Origin of the sequence: Streptomyces hokutonensis, from assembly GCF_042751305.1 — a bacterium.
GTDB classification, from domain to species: Bacteria; Actinomycetota; Actinomycetes; order Streptomycetales; family Streptomycetaceae; genus Streptomyces; species Streptomyces hokutonensis_A.
In genome coordinates, this window is record NZ_JBHYWD010000006.1 from 247,648 (window position 1) to 261,682 (window position 14,035).

The following is a 14,035-nucleotide window of genomic DNA, read 5'->3' on the forward strand; positions in this document are numbered from 1 at the left end:
GCGCGGTACCTTCATCGCGACGCCGATGAGGAGAGTGAACGTACGTGAGCAAGTTCGTGCGGCCCGCTGCCGAGGGTGCCGACCCGTTCGGGACCGCCCGTCTGCGACGTGGGGTGCTCGACGCCTGGGCGACCAGTCCGGCCCGCTTCCGGGAGGACGCCAACGCCGAGGAGGACCTCGTCCTCGGCGGCTACCGCGACCGGCTCGTCGTAGAGCTCGCGCAGAACGCCGCCGACGCCGCCGCCCGCGCAGGCGTGGCCGGCCGCCTCCGGCTCACCCTCCGCGACGGCGTCCTGTGCGCCGCCAACACCGGCGCCCCCCTCGACGCGGCCGGCGTCGAGTCGCTCTCCACCCTCCGCGCCTCCGCGAAACGCGACGCGGGCGACAGCGCCGTAGGCCGGTTCGGCGTCGGCTTCGCCGCGGTCGTCGCCGTGACCGACGAACCCGCCCTCGTGGGACGGCACGGAGGCGTCCGCTGGTCCCTCGCCGAGGCCCGCGAACTCGCCGACGAGACCGCCCGCCACAGCCCGGGACTCGGCACCGAGATCCGCCGCCGCGACGGACACATCCCCCTCCTCCGCCTCCCGTTCGCCGCCGTCGGCAGCGCCCCCGACTCCTACGACACGGTCGTCATCCTCCCGTTGCGCGACACCGCCGCCGAGGACCTCGCCGAGCGCCTCCTGAACGCCGTGGACGACGCGCTCCTGCTCGCCCTGCCGGGCCTGGTGGAAGTCGTGATCGAGATCGGCGACCGGACCCCGCGCAGCCTCACTCGCCGCACTGTCGGCGCCGACACCGTCGTGGACGACAGCCGTGACGGAACCACCCGCTGGCGTACGGTCGACGCGCACGGCGACCTCGCCAAGGAACTCCTCGCCGACCGCCCCGTAGAGGAGCGGCTGCGCCCCCACTGGTCCGTCACCTGGGCCGTCCCCGTCGACGCGGACGGCACCCCGGCCCACCCCCGCACCAGCCCCGTCGTCCACGCGCCCACGCCCAGCGACGAACCCCTCGGCGTCCCCGCGCTCCTCATCGCCTCCCTCCCGCTCGACACCACCCGCCGCCACGCGGCCCCCGGCCCGCTGACCGACTTCGTCGTGGAGCGCGCGGCCGACGCCTACGTCGAACTCCTCGCCGCCTGGCGCCCGGTGACCCCCGGCATCATCGACCTCGTGCCCGGCCCGCTCGGCAAGGGCGAACTGGACGGCACCCTCCGCCAGGCCATCCTGGACCGGCTCCCGCGCACCTCCTTCCTCCCGCCCGCCGTCGAACCCACCGGCGACGACTCGGAGTTGCCCGAGTCGCTACGCCCCCGCGACGCCGAGGTCGTCGAGGGCGCGGGCGCCGACACCGTGCGCGTCCTCGCCGAGGTGCTCCCCACCCTCCTCCCCGCCGGCCTCGAACGCCGCGTGGAACTACGGACGTTGGGTGTCGCCCGCGTCCCCCTCACCGACGCGATCGACCGCCTGGCCGGCCTGGAGAGGGATCCCGCCTGGTGGCGCCGGCTCTACGACAGCCTCGCGGGCGTCGACCCCGACCGACTCTCCGGGCTGCCCGTACCGCTCGCCGACGGGCGCACGACCATCGGCCCCCGCCAGGTCCTCCTCCCCACCCCCGACTCCGCACACGTAGAACCCGAAGTCCTCGCCCGCCTAGGCCTCAAGGTCGCCCACCCGGACGCGGCACACCCCCTCCTGGAAAAGCTCGGCGCGCTGCCCGCGACGCCGCGCGCGGTCCTCACCACACCCCAGGTAAGGGCCGCGGTCGCCGCCTCCCTGGACGACGAGGGCGGCGCCGTATGGGACGAACCCACCCCGGACGCCGAGGAGTTGGCCGACACGGTGCTCGCCCTCGTCCGGGACGCCGGCCTGGAACCCGGCGACGAGCCCTGGCTCGGCGCGCTCGCCCTCCCCGACGAGGAGGGCGAACTCGCGCCCGCAGGCGAACTCGTCCTCCCCGGCAGCCCGTTCGCCCAGGTGATGCGCGAGGACGAACTGGCCTTCGTGGACGCCGAGTTGGCCGACCGTTGGGGCGAACAACCCCTCGCCGCCTGCGGAGTCCTCGCCACCTTCGCCCTCGTCCGAGCCACCGACGTGGTCCTCGACCCGGACGAACTGGAGCCCCGCGACAGCGACTTCGCGGAACCGGACGACCCCGGCCTGCTGGACTCGGTGGACGTCTGGTCGGAGGACGTACTCGACCGCTTCCCCGACACCCCCGTCCCGCCCGTGGCCACGGAACTGGTAGCGGTCCGCGACCTCGACCTGGTGGACGACGACCGCTGGCCCCAGGCCCTCGCCCTCCTCGCCCAGCCGCCCCTCCGCGACGCGATCACCCAACAGGTCCGCATCCTGCTGCCCGACGGCTCCTACGAGGTCGTACGGCCGTACACGGCCTGGTGGCTGCGCGGCCACCCGGTACTCGACGGCCGCCGCCCGGCGGGCCTGCTGGCGTCCGGCGGCGACCCGCTCCTGCGCGGCCTCTACGACGAGGCCGACGCGACCGGCTTCGACGACGAACAGGTCCTGCGCGCCCTGGGCGTCCGCACCTCCGTCGCCGCCCTCCTCGACGAGCCCGGCGGCGCCGCCGAACTCCTCGACCGCCTCGCCGACCCGGACCGCGAGGTCACCGGCGCCCAACTGCACGCCCTGTACGGCGCCTTGGCCGACCTCGACCCCGAACAGGTCACCCTCCCGGACGACTTGAGGGCCGTGCTCGACGGCGAGGTCACGGTCGTGGACGCGGCGGACGCGGTGGTCGTCGACTCACCCGACCTACTGCCCTTCACCAGCGGCGTCCCGCTGCTTCCCGTACGCCCGTCCCGGGCAGCCGAGCTGGCCGAACTCTTCCAGGTCCGCCGCCTCAGCGAGTCCATCACCGGCGAGGTCACCTCCGAGGGCACCGAACACGACGTACCGGACTCCGTCCGCGTCCTCCTCGGCCCCCTCACCCCCACGACCTACGTCGAACACGAGGAACTGGTCGTGGACGGCGTGGAGATCGACTGGCGCCGCACGCGGGACGGTGTGCTCCACGCCTCGACCCTGGAGGGCGTCGCCGCCGGCCTCGCCTGGGCGGCGGGCCAGTGGCCACGCCGCTTCGAGGTGGCCGCACTCCTGGAGGACCCGTCCCGGACGGAGGAACTGGCGCGGGACCGCTGGTTCGACTGACCGGACGGGGAACGGGGTACGGGGGATGGGCCGACCGCCGACGCCGCCGGTGACTTCATCGACGTGAAGCGGTCCAGGCAGCGATGGCGGAGTTTCCGCACTTCACCACGGGTTTGCAATGCCCGTACAAAGTCTTGATCCGTCGTACAACCTGTCCCACCCGTCACGGATCAGATCTTGTGAGCCAACAGGCTCCGCCATCACTTGGGCCCCGGCGCCGACGACGAGCCGTACGGAACGACCACCGCGCCGGGCCCCCTTTCTCCACTTGGGGAACGCATGCGCATACGCGCCACCGTGGCCGCCGTCTCCGGCGCCCTGGTCCTCTCCGCCTTTGCCGTACCGGCCGCGCAGGCCGCCGACGCCACGTCCGGCAAGGCCACACTCAGCTCCGCGTCCGCCGCCGCCTCGCTCAACGTCACCTTCTCGAAGGTCAAGGTGAACAACGGCAAGGCCATCGTCGTCGGTGCGAGCGCGAAGGTGGCCGTCCCGGTCACGTACACCGTGACCCACGCCGCGAGCCTCGACGTCAGCGAGGACAACTTCGCGAGCGGCCCGCTCATCTACCGCGGCACCTCGGTGGCCAGCCCGGCCAACGAGATCATCAGCGACGACCCGGGCACCTGCACCAAGGCCTCGACGACCGTCCTGAACTGCAAGGCCACCATCTACATCCGCCCGGCCGACGACGACCTCGCGAACGCCGAGGCCGTCACCTGGAAGGCGGGCGGCCTCGCCATCACCGCCAACGGCGCCAAGAAGACCCAGGGCGACCTCGGCAACGTCCCGGTCCGCCGCGCCGCCCAGCTCACCGCCGACGCCACCCCGGAGCCGGTCAAGAAGGGCAAGACCATCACGGTCACGGGCAAGCTGTCCCGTGCCAACTGGGAGACCCACAAGAACGCGGGCTACGCCGGCCAGTCGGTGAAGCTCCAGTTCCGCAAGAACGGCTCGACCACGTACACCACGGTCAAGACCATCAAGACCAGCTCGACCGGCGCCCTGAAGACCACGGTCACGGCGACCGTCGACGGCTACTTCCGCTACAGCTTCGCGGGCACGGCCAGCACCTCGGCGGTCAACGCCACGGGTGACTTCGTCGACGTGAAGTAGCAGTACCAAAGGCAGCTGCCGCGCCCTTGAAAACAGGGGCGCGGCAGCTGCTTTTCAGGGGCGCGGGGCTGTGTCGATGTGCGGCTCCGCCGCGTGGGCGCGACCAGCCCCGACGGACCCGCAGCCGAAATACGACCCTCAAGCCGCCCCCCGCCGATCGACCACCCGCCACACCACCTCCAGCAAAACCCCCGCCACCCCCGCAATCCCCACCGCGACCCACGGCATGGTCACCCCCACCAGCTTCAACGCGAAGAAGTGCTGCAACCACGGCACGATCAGCACGAGCACGAACGCCGCCCCCATCGCCGCGACCAGTGTGACCCGCCACCACGTGTACGGCCGGGCGATGATCGCCAGCACCCACATCGAGATCAGGAAGAGCGTCAGGGTCGCCGCACTGGTCTCCGCCCCCAACGATCCCTTTCCCGTGTAGTAGTGACGGGCGATCAGATACGTCACGAAGGTCGCCGCCCCGGCGATCACCCCACCGGGGATCGAGTACCGCATCACCCGCCGCACGAAGTGGGGTTGCGCACGCTCCGTGTTGGGCGCGAGGGCCAGGAAGAACGCGGGGACGCCGATCGTCAGCGTCGACAGCAGCGTCAAGTGCCGTGGCAGGAACGGGTATTCGACCCGCCAGCACACCACCAGTACCGCCAGCAGCACCGAGTACACCGTCTTCACCAGGAACAGCGTCGCCACCCGGGTGATGTTCCCGATGACCCGCCGCCCCTCGGCGACGACCGAAGGCAGCGTCGCGAAGCTGTTGTTGAGCAGCACGATCTGCGCGACCGCCCGGGTCGCCTCGGACCCCGAGCCCATCGACACCCCGATGTCGGCGTCCTTGAGGGCGAGTACGTCGTTCACGCCGTCCCCGGTCATCGCGACCGTGTGCCCGCGCGACTGCAACGCCCCCACCATGTCCCGCTTCTGCTGCGGAGTGACCCGACCGAACACCGTGCCCTCGTCGAGGGACTTCGCCATCTCCGCCTGATCCGAGGGCAGTTGACGGGCGTCCACGACCTGCCCGGTGAGCCCCAGCTTCCCGGCCACCGCCCCGACGGACACCGCGTTGTCCCCGGAGATGACCTTGGCGTGCACGTCCTGCTCGGCGAAGTAGCGCAGTGTCTCCGCCGCGTCGGGCCGCAGCCGCTGCTCCAGGACGACGAGCGCGGTCGGCCGGGCACCCCGCGCCACCTCGGGATCGTCCAGCTCGCCGGCGGCCCGGGCCAGCAGCAGCACCCGTAGGCCCTGCTCGTTGAGCCGCCCGGTCTCGGCCAGCGCGGGATCGTCGGCGTTCAGCAGCACGTCGGGCGCCCCGAGCAGCCAGGTGCTGGATTCCCCGTTGCCCTCGCTGAAGGACGCGCCGCTGTACTTGCGCGCGGACGAGAACGGCAGTGACTCGACGCACCGCCACTCCTCGCTGTCCGGGTAGGCGGTGATGATCGCCTGAAGGGACGCGTTGGGCCGCGGGTCCGACTCGCCGAGCGCGCCGAGGACTTTGCGTACGTACGTTTCGTCGGCCCCGCCGAGCGGGCGCAGCTCGGTGACGTCCATGCCGCCCTCGGTGAGCGTGCCCGTCTTGTCGAGGCAGACCGTGTCGACGCGGGCGAGGCCCTCGATGGCCGGAAGCTCCTGGACGAGGCACTGTTTCCGGCCAAGCCGGATGACCCCTATCGCGAAGGCCACCGAGGTGAGGAGCACCAGCCCCTCCGGGACCATGGGCACGATCCCGCCGACCGTCCGCGCGATGGAGTCCTTGAACCCGTGCTGTTTGACGACGAGTTGGCTGATGACCAGGCCGATCGCGGTCGGGATCATCATCCACGTCACGTACTTGAGGATCGTGGAGATACCGGTCCGCAGCTCGGAGTGGACGAGCGTGAACCGCGAGGCCTCCTCGGCGAGTTGGGCGGCGTAGGCCTCGCGCCCCACCTTCGTCGCCTCGAACGCCCCACCGCCGGCGACGACGAAGCTGCCCGACATCACCAGGTCCCCGGGGCGCTTGACGACCGGATCCGCCTCACCGGTGAGCAGCGACTCGTCGATTTCGAGCCCGTCGGCCTCGACGCACTCCCCGTCGACCACGACCTTGTCCCCGGGTCCGATCTCGATGAGGTCGCCCAGCACGATCTCGGAGGTGCTCACCTCCGCGGCGGCCCCGTCCCGCCGTACCGTCGGTTTCGCCTCGCCGATCACCGCGAGGGAGTCGAGGGTCTTCTTCGCCCGCCACTCCTGGAAGACCCCGATTCCGGTGTTGGCGAGGATCACGTACCCGAACAGGCTGTCCTGGAGCGGCGCGACGAACAGCATGATCAGCCAGAGCACACCGATGATCGCGTTGAACCGGGTGAGGACGTTGGCGCGCACGATCTCGCCGAGGGACCGGCTGCTGCGCACCGGGACGTCGTTGACCTCCCCGCGCGCCACCCGCTCGGCGACCTCGGCGGTGCTGAGTCCATGGGCTCGCCGTGCCGGGACGGGCACGGGGTGCACCGGGTCGAGTTCGGCGCCCGCGTCGGTGTGCGTCATGCATTCGACGGTACGTGCGGATTTACGGCTTCACCCGCCGAGTGCCCGGAAGATCCGACCAGGGGAGGACGGCGGGCGGGACGGGGTGATGCCTGGGGTGTAGGCGGAGCTCCTCACTCCGCAGCAGGAGAGGGGCCGCCAGGAGAGGAGCCCTCGGCCGCCGCCTCGGCCGCCAGCCGCTTGAGGGCCGCGTCCCGCCCCCGGACGTACCAGATCCCGATCAGGCCCAGCCCGGCCCCGGCCAGGCAGGTCCACAGCCACCACAGATGACCGTGGTCGTCGAACCAGCCGTAGAACGGGAGCTGCACCAGGAAGAGGACGAACCAGAGGATCGTGCCGCCGATGATGGTCGGGACGATCGGGCCCTCCAGGGGCTCCGGTGCCTCGTGTGTCGGTGTCCACTTCGCCATGCCCACAGCTTACGAGGCGGCACAAGGCGCCCGGATCCACCCGTGATCCATGCCGGTCTACGCGCGGAGATAGCGCCTGACGTCTTCATATGTTCATACTGAAACGGTTTCCGTCTGTCCACTTCTGCTCGTAGGAACATCCAATGCAGACCGCCCTCGACCGCTACTTCAAGATCTCCGAACGGGGCAGCAGCCTCCCCCGCGAGATCCGGGGCGGGTTCGCCACCTTCTTCGCGATGGCGTACATCATCGTGCTGAACCCGATCATCCTCGGCAGCGCCAAGGACATGTACGGGCACCACCTCGACAACGGCCAGCTGGTCACCGCCACCGCTGTCACGGCGGCGTTCACCACCCTCCTCATGGGTGTCATCGGCAACGTGCCGATCGCGCTCGCCGCCGGACTCGGTGTGAACTCCGTCGTCGCCCTCCAGCTCGCGCCCCGCATGACGTGGCCGGACGCGATGGGCATGGTCGTGCTGGCCGGCCTGGTCGTGATGCTGCTGGTGGCCACCGGGCTGCGCGAGCGCGTCATGAACGCGGTGCCCTACGGCCTGCGCAAGGCGATCTCCATCGGTATCGGCCTGTTCATCATGCTGATCGGGCTCGTGGACTCCGGGTTCATCACCCGCATCCCGGACGCCGCCCAGACCACCGTTCCGCTCCAGCTCGGCGCCGACGGTCACCTCAACGGCTGGCCGGTGCTGATCTTCATCCTCGGCGTGCTGCTCACGCTCGGGCTGATCGTCCGCAAGGTGTCCGGTGCGATCCTGATCTCGATCGTCACGATGACCGTCCTCGCGGTGATCGTGAACGCGGTCGCGACGATCCCCTCCTGGGGCCTGACCACCCCGAAGTGGCCCGGAAACCCGGTCGCCACCCCGGACTTCGGCCTGATCGGCAAGTTCAGCCTGTTCGGCGGCTTCTCCAAGGTCGGCGTGCTGACCGGTGTGCTCTTCGTCTTCACGGTCCTGCTGTCGTGCTTCTTCGACGCGATGGGCACGATCATGGGCATCAGCGACGAGGCGAAGCTGACCGACGGCGAGGGCAACATGCCCGGTATCAACAAGGTGCTCTTCGTCGACGGCATTGCGGTCGCGGCCGGCGGTGCCAGCTCCTCGTCGGCCACCACCTGCTTCGTGGAGTCCACGGCCGGTGTCGGCGAGGGCGCCCGCACCGGCTTCGCGAACGTCGTCACGGGCGCCCTGTTCGCCGTAGCGCTGTTCCTCACGCCGATCGCCACGATGGTCCCGTCCCAGGCGGCCACCCCCGCGCTGCTCGCGGTGGGCTTCCTGATCCTGGCGGGCTCCGTCAAGGAGATCGACTGGGCCGACTACACGATCGCGATCCCGGCCTTCATCACGATGGTGATGATGCCGTTCACCTACTCGATCACCAACGGCATCGGCATGGGCTTCATCACCTTCGTGGTGCTGCGGCTGGTGGCGGGCCGGGGCCGGGAGGTCCCGGTGCCGATGTACGTCGTGGCGGCGGTCTTCGGCTTCTACTACCTGATGCCGGCCCTGGGTCTCACGTGACCCCGTAGAACTTCTCGGTTTCTTCCACGGCGGTCTGGAACCGCTCGTCGAAGTCGTCCCGGATGAGCGTCTGGACCACATAGTCCTGGACGCTCATTCCCCTTTTCGCCGCATGGTGCCGGAGCCGCTCGAGCAGCTCCCCGTCTATCCGCAGGCTGAGCACACTGGTCCCCATACAGACGAGGGTCCGGGGCGACTCCGGCCACCGTGTCACGTTCCGCTCCCGGATCACTCATATGGGTGACGGAAGGGTTCAGTGGCCGGGGTCACGGGCATCTCGGCGTGTCCCATGGGTATCCGGTTGGTCTTTAGCGAGAGTAATGAGTTACGCTAAAGAACATGCCGGACCTAACCCATGGCGACGACGCTGCCGCCGTGAACTCCCTGCGCTCAGCCGTGATGCGGTTGTCCCGTCGACTCAAGCACCAGCGCGTCGACGAGTCACTGAGCCCCACCGAGATGTCGGTGCTGGGCACTCTGTCCAACTGCGGCAGCGCGACCCCTGGCGAGCTCGCTCGCAAGGAGCATGTGCAGCCGCCCTCGATGACCCGCATCGTCGCGCTGCTCGAAGCCAAGGGGCTGGTGCAGCTGGAGCCCCACCCCGAGGACCGGCGCCAGAAGGTCGTCACCAAGACCCCCCAGGCCGAGGCGATGCTCGAAGAGAGCCGCCGCAAGCGCAACGCGTTCCTGGCCGGCCTGGTCGACGGCCTCGACGAGGACGAGTGGGCGAAGATCGTCGCCGCCGCCCCCGTACTGGAGAAACTCGCACACCTGTAAGCCCGTCCATGCGCGAGTGAGCTGTAGGGGCGCGCCGGTGTCGAGAGGTCGAGCGCGCGGAGGCCCGAAGGGTCGAGCACGGTCGGGCTCTCGACACCGGCAGAAAGCGCCCCGAAGGCGAACGAGCAGAAGAAAGAGGAGGCGACCTTTTGAGTTCGGGACCCGGAGCAGATTCCGCCCCCGCGCCAGCCACCCCCGACTCCCCGTCCGCACCCCCGCGTAGGTCCTCGATGTTCAGCTCGCTGAAGATCCGGAACTACCGGCTGTTCTTCATCGGCCAGGTCGTCTCCAACACCGGCACCTGGATGCAGCGCATCGCCCAGGACTGGCTGGTCCTCAGCCTCACGGGCTCCTCCGCCGCCGTGGGCATAACGACCGCCCTCCAGTTCCTGCCGATGCTCCTCTTCGGGCTCTACGGCGGTGTCCTCGTCGACCGGCTGCCCAAGCGCCCCACCCTCCTCGTCACACAGTCCGCGATGGCCCTCACCGGCCTCGCCCTCGCCTTCCTGACCCTCTCCGGCCACGTCCAGGTCTGGCACGTCTACGTCGCCGCCTTCGCCGTCGGCCTCGCCACGGTCGTCGACAACCCGGCCCGCCAGTCCTTCGTCTCCGAGATGGTCGGCCCCGAGCAACTGCAGAACGCGGTCAGCCTCAACTCCGCGAACTTCCAGTCCGCCCGCCTGGTCGGCCCCGCCGTCGCGGGCGTGCTGATCACCGGCGTCGGCACCGGCTGGGCGTTCCTCTTCAACGGCCTGTCGTTCGTCGCCCCCCTGACCAGCCTGCTGCTCATGCGGGGCCGCGACCTGAAGGCCGTCAAGCGCGCCCCGCGCGGCAAGGGCCAGCTCCGAGAGGGCCTCCAGTACGTGGCCAAGCGCCCCGACCTGATCTGGCCGATCGTCCTCGTCGGCTTCATCGGCACCTTCGGCTTCAACTTCCCGGTGTGGCTGTCGGCCTACGCCGACGACATCTTCCACGCGGGCGCCGGCGCCTACAGCCTCTTCAACACCCTCATGGCCGTCGGCTCCCTGGTCGGCGCCCTGCTCGCCGCCCGCCGCGGCACCACCCGCCTCCGCGTCCTGATCGCGGCGGCGGCGGCCTTCGGCCTGCTGGAGATCGTGGCCGCGGTGGCCCCCTCCTACTGGCTGTTCGCCCTGCTCATGATCCCGATCGGCATCGCGGGACTGACCGTCAACGTCACGGCCAACACCGCCGTCCAGATGGGCACCGACCCCGCCATGCGCGGCCGGGTCATGGCCCTGTTCATGATGGTCTTCATGGGCGGTACGCCGGTGGGCGCACCGATCGTCGGCTGGATCACCGACGCCTACGGCCCCCGCGTGAGCTTCGCCCTCGGCGGTGCCATCGCGGCCCTGGCCGCCGCCACGATCGGCCTGGTCCTGGCCCGCATCGGCGACCTGCGCCTGTCCGTCGGCTGGAACCACGGCCACCCGAGCGTGGCCTTCGTCCCGAGAGACCGGGAGCAACTGACCGCGGCGGCATGACACTTGGGGCAGGTGCTACACCCTCCGGGCCAGCACCTGCCCCGGCCAGTTGTTCTCACCCACGACGAAGGCCTCCGTCGCCGTGAACCCGTTGGCCTCGTAGTAGGCGACGAGCTTGCGGTCGTCCCCCGCGTAACAGTCCACCCGCAGCAGCGAGATCCCGGCCTCCCGGGTCACCTCCGCCGCGTGCGCGAGCAGCGCGCTGCCGACGCCGTACCCCTTGAACCGGCGGTCGGAGGCCAGCAGATGCACATACCGCTCGGGCTCGTCGACGGCTTCGATGTACGACCCGGGAGAGTCGGTGAGGGTGAGCGTGCCGGCGGGGACGCCGTCGACCTCGGCGATGTACGGGCTGCCGGTCGCGACATACCGCTCCACCATCGCCACGGCCTTCGGATTCTCCGACCACGGCGTGCTGCCCCACTGCCCGGTCCGCCCCTGCGCGGCGAGCCACGCCACCGCGCTGTCGAACATGCCGAGTATCGCGGGGATGTCGCCGGTCCCGCCGTCCCTGATGGTGATGGCCATGCCTTCATGGTGGCAGCGCGGACAATGGCAGGCTGGGGTTCATGAGACTCTTCGCGGCGCTGCTGCCACCAGAGCGGGTACTGGCCGAACTCGGTTCGGTGGTCGACGAGTTGAGGCAGCTGCCGGGCGCGGACACGCTCCGCTGGACGGGCCGTCCGGGATGGCACTGCACCCTTGCGTTCTACGGCGAGGTCGACGAGGACCTCGTACCGGAACTGTCGGCCCGGCTGGAGCGGGCGGCGCGGCGCACCGAGCCGTTCGGGCTGGCCGTGCGCGAGGGCGGGCAGTTCGGGCAGGGGCGGGCGCTGTGGGCCGGGGCGGAGGGGGATCTCGCGGCCCTGCGGCTGCTGGCGGACCGCTGCGAGGCGGCCGCGCGGAAGGCGGGCGTGGAGATGGCGGACCACCGGCGCTACCGCCCCCACCTCACCCTGGCCCGCAGCCGGGACGCGGCGGACGTACGGCCGTATCTCGACCGGCTCGACGAGTTCGCGGGGCCGGCGTGGACGGTGGACGAGCTGGTGCTCGTGCGGAGCAGCCTGCCGAGGTCGGGGGTTCCGGGGGAGCAGCCGCGGTATGAGGCGGTCGCCCGTTGGGGGCTGGGGGCGGGCGGTTAGGCTCGGGTACGTGGACCCGAAATTCCGGAACCGGATCATGGCCGGTGTGCTTGTGCTGTTGTTCGTCGTCGTGGGGCTTGCGGCGGCGCTTGGTAAGTGAGGGCTGGGGAACTGCGGGTCGAAGTTCGGCTCCGCCGCGTGAGCTGGTCGCGCCTACGCGGCGGAGCCGCAAATGTCACAGCCCCGCGCCCCTGAAAACGGGCGCCGCCCTCACGGTGTCACCAGGCGAAGGCCTCCGGAGACGGCCCCGGACCCGGGAAGATCTCGTCCAGCGAGGTGAGGACTTCCTCGCTCAGTTCCAGCTCTACGGCCCTCAGGGCGGAGTCGAGCTGTTCGGCGGTGCGCGGGCCGACGATCGGGCCGGTGACGCCGGGACGGGTGAGGAGCCAGGCCAGGGCGGCTTCTCCGGGCTCGATGCCGTGCTTTTCGAGGAGGTCCTCGTAGGCCTGGATCTGGGCGCGTGAGGCCGGGTTGGCGAGGGTGTCCGCGGCCCGGCCGCTCGCCCGGCGCCCGCCCGAGATCTCCTTCTTGATGACCCCGCCCAGCAGCCCGCCCTGCAGCGGCGACCAGGGGATGACCCCGAGGCCGTACTCCTGCGCGGCCGGGATGACCTCCATCTCGGCGCGGCGCTCGGCGAGGTTGTAAAGGCACTGCTCGCTGACGAGCCCGATGGTGCCGCCGCGGCGCGCGGCGATCTCGTTGGCCTGGGCGATCTTGTAACCGGGGAAGTTGGAGGAACCGACGTAGAGGATCTTGCCCTGCTGGATCAGGGTGTCGATCGCCTGCCAGATCTCCTCGAAGGGGGTGGCACGGTCGATGTGGTGGAACTGGTAGACGTCGATGTAGTCCGTCTGCAGCCGCTTGAGGCTGGCGTCCACGGCGCGCCGGATGTTCACGGCGGAGAGCTTGTCGTGGTTGGGCCAGGACTCGCCGTCGGCGGCCATGTTGCCGTAGACCTTGGTGGCGAGGACCACCTTGTCGCGGTGGTCGGGGCTCTTGGCGAACCAGTTGCCGATGATCTCCTCGGTGCGCCCCTTGTTCTCACCCCACCCATACACATTGGCGGTGTCGAAGAAGTTGATACCGGCGTCCAGCGCCGCGTCCATGATCGCGTGACTGTCCGCCTCGTCGGTCTGCGGACCGAAGTTCATCGTCCCGAGGACGAGCCGGCTGACCTTGAGGCCTGTGCGTCCGAGCTGCGTGTACTTCATGGGTACTCAGCCAACGACTTCGAGTGCGCTCGATGCAAGGGGTATCAGTCGCGGGGGAAGTCGTCCGTGGTGAGGGTGAGGCCGACCACGGTGCCGGTGAGATCCATGTCGTCCCCGAACGCGACCTTCGTCTCGGTCGCGTAGTCGTCGCCCTTGGGGTGGGTGTAGATGTGGCAGCGGCCCTGGTAGGGGTCGGCGATGACGTAGACGGGGACCTCGGCGAGAGCGTACGCGGCCTTCTTCGGGCCGTAGTCGTTGGCGGCGGTGCCCTTGGAGATGACCTCGGCGACGAACTCGACGTCCTGGTGGCGCCAGCCCCCGCCCTCCGTCTTCTCGGCACCCTCGGCCATCACCGTCACGTCGGTCGCGAATCCGTTGAGGTGACCCGGGTAGTCGATACGGACGTCGGACTTCACGCGCTTCCGGGGATACTTGGTCCGCAACTGCTCGACGATATCCAAGATGATCTCCCAGCGGGTGTCCCGCTGCGGCGACATGAAGACGGTCCCCTCGACGATCTCGACCTTGTATCCCTCGGGGGCGGGCATCTTCTCGATCCGCTCGAACCACTCGTCGAGCGTGATCTCGTCGTCGCTCTTGGCCATCGCGATCCTGTCTTCGAGGACGGTCATCCTGG

The 14,035-nt window shown here is 70.1% G+C and carries 12 protein-coding genes; 6 read left to right on the forward strand and 6 right to left on the reverse strand.

All coding sequences use genetic code 11. From position 1 onward, the window contains the following. The first annotated feature begins 44 nt into the window (after positions 1–44). Positions 45–3,170 carry a sacsin N-terminal ATP-binding-like domain-containing protein gene (locus ACFXC1_RS18685; RefSeq protein WP_381243981.1) on the forward strand — a complete coding sequence of 1,042 codons (3,126 nt, stop codon included), beginning with the start codon at positions 45–47 and terminating at the stop codon, positions 3,168–3,170. A gap of 279 nt (positions 3,171–3,449) precedes the next feature. Beyond that, a complete protein-coding gene (locus ACFXC1_RS18690; protein ID WP_381243983.1) occupies positions 3,450–4,283 on the forward strand; it encodes a hypothetical protein in 834 nt (277 codons plus the stop codon). A 138-nt stretch (positions 4,284–4,421) separates the two neighbouring features. Here the strand turns inward: ACFXC1_RS18690 and ACFXC1_RS18695 are convergent, their stop codons facing one another. Both ACFXC1_RS18695 and ACFXC1_RS18700 read right to left on the reverse strand, forming a co-directional pair. Beyond that, entirely contained in the window at positions 4,422–6,818 is a 2,397-nt protein-coding gene (locus tag ACFXC1_RS18695; RefSeq protein WP_381243985.1) for a cation-translocating P-type ATPase, read from the reverse strand. Between the two features lie 113 nt (positions 6,819–6,931). Beyond that, the gene (locus ACFXC1_RS18700) at positions 6,932–7,228 is read right to left on the reverse strand and encodes a DUF2530 domain-containing protein (protein ID WP_381243987.1); all 297 of its coding nucleotides are present in this window, start codon (positions 7,226–7,228) and stop codon (positions 6,932–6,934) included. A 143-nt stretch (positions 7,229–7,371) separates the two neighbouring features. On the opposite strand from ACFXC1_RS18700, the gene ACFXC1_RS18705 reads away from it, so the two are divergent. Then, positions 7,372–8,766, forward strand: coding sequence for an NCS2 family permease (locus ACFXC1_RS18705; protein WP_381243989.1), 1,395 nt, complete (start codon positions 7,372–7,374; stop codon positions 8,764–8,766). Here ACFXC1_RS18705 and ACFXC1_RS18710 read toward each other — a convergent pair. Further along, positions 8,759–8,941 carry a BrnA antitoxin family protein gene (locus ACFXC1_RS18710; RefSeq protein ID WP_262064267.1) on the reverse strand — a complete coding sequence of 61 codons (183 nt, stop codon included), beginning with the start codon at positions 8,939–8,941 and terminating at the stop codon, positions 8,759–8,761. The two genes, ACFXC1_RS18705 and ACFXC1_RS18710, sit on opposite strands and share 8 nt — an antisense overlap. 164 nt (positions 8,942–9,105) lie before the next feature. Here ACFXC1_RS18710 and ACFXC1_RS18715 point away from each other — a divergent pair, with 164 nt between their 5' ends. Then, positions 9,106–9,543 (forward strand): MarR family winged helix-turn-helix transcriptional regulator, encoded by a 438-nt coding sequence (locus tag ACFXC1_RS18715; protein WP_019072529.1) that lies wholly within the window; start codon positions 9,106–9,108, stop codon positions 9,541–9,543. A gap of 230 nt (positions 9,544–9,773) precedes the next feature. Continuing rightward, positions 9,774–11,045: an MFS transporter gene (locus ACFXC1_RS18720; RefSeq protein WP_381243991.1), complete on the forward strand. Its 1,272-nt coding sequence runs from the start codon at positions 9,774–9,776 to the stop codon at positions 11,043–11,045. 15 nt (positions 11,046–11,060) lie between these two features. Here ACFXC1_RS18720 and ACFXC1_RS18725 read toward each other — a convergent pair whose 3' ends face one another. Then, positions 11,061–11,573: a GNAT family N-acetyltransferase gene (locus ACFXC1_RS18725; RefSeq protein WP_381243993.1), complete on the reverse strand. Its 513-nt coding sequence runs from the start codon at positions 11,571–11,573 to the stop codon at positions 11,061–11,063. 41 nt (positions 11,574–11,614) lie between these two features. Here ACFXC1_RS18725 and thpR point away from each other — a divergent pair, with 41 nt between their 5' ends. Further along, complete coding sequence (gene thpR, locus ACFXC1_RS18730) at positions 11,615–12,187, forward strand: RNA 2',3'-cyclic phosphodiesterase (protein WP_381243995.1); 573 nt, start codon at positions 11,615–11,617, stop codon at positions 12,185–12,187. A gap of 218 nt (positions 12,188–12,405) precedes the next feature. On the opposite strand, the gene ACFXC1_RS18735 is transcribed toward thpR, so the two are convergent. Further along, on the reverse strand, positions 12,406–13,398 hold the full coding sequence (locus tag ACFXC1_RS18735) for an aldo/keto reductase (RefSeq protein ID WP_381243997.1): 993 nt from the start codon (positions 13,396–13,398) through the stop codon (positions 12,406–12,408). 44 nt (positions 13,399–13,442) lie between these two features. Then, on the reverse strand, positions 13,443–14,030 hold the full coding sequence (locus ACFXC1_RS18740; protein ID WP_381243999.1) for a Uma2 family endonuclease: 588 nt from the start codon (positions 14,028–14,030) through the stop codon (positions 13,443–13,445). Positions 14,031–14,035: the final 5 nt, after the last annotated feature.